The sequence below is a fragment of the Neisseria sp. P0021.S006 genome (genome assembly GCF_051956895.1).
Window position 1 is genome coordinate 1 of the sequence record NZ_JBQCWZ010000888.1, and the last position, 597, is coordinate 597.

The 597-nt window shown below is 51.6% G+C and carries 1 protein-coding gene; it reads right to left on the reverse strand.

Annotated elements, in window-relative coordinates:
- Nucleotides 1–133 precede the first annotated feature (133 nt).
- The coding region (locus tag ACTHUM_RS17725; RefSeq protein ID WP_440403651.1) for a c-type cytochrome at nt 134–597 on the reverse strand (464 nt) is incomplete at its 5' end.

Here is a 597-nt window from a genome sequence, read left to right on the forward strand (position 1 = left end):
GATTTTAGCCGATTGTGCTTCAAAATAAAATGTTTCAGACGGCCTTTGCCTGTTTATCGGCCCTATTTCAACTTTCATCCGCCTGAATATAAAAAACGCACCTTGTGGCAAGGTGCGTTTCAATCTGCATGATTTAGAATTTAGCGCCGGATTCGTTGGCCATGTAGTCAACTGCGGCTTTCACTTCATCATCGCTCAGGCTGCCGTTACCGCCTTTGGCAGGCATGGCATTGAAGCCTTCGAGGGCGTGTTTGTGCAGAGTGTCTTGGCCTTGTTTGATGCGAGGAGCCCAGTCTTCTTTTTTGCCTACGGCAGGAGCGCCGGGAATCAAGCCGCTGTGGCATGCTTTACAGTTCGCTTCAAAAACAGCTTTGCCGTCCACTTTGGCGGCTTCTGCAGGCTTGGCTTCAGCGGCAGGCGCTTCGGCTTTCTCTTCGGGCTTGGCAGCTTCTTCAGGTTTAGCGGCTTCCTCTGCTTTGCTGGCAGCGGCTTCTACTTTATCGGCAGCTTCTTGAGCGGCAGATGCAGTAGCATCGGCGGCAGAAGCAACTTCGTTTTTAACTTCAGATGCAACGGCTTGAGCAGCCTCTTGAGTCT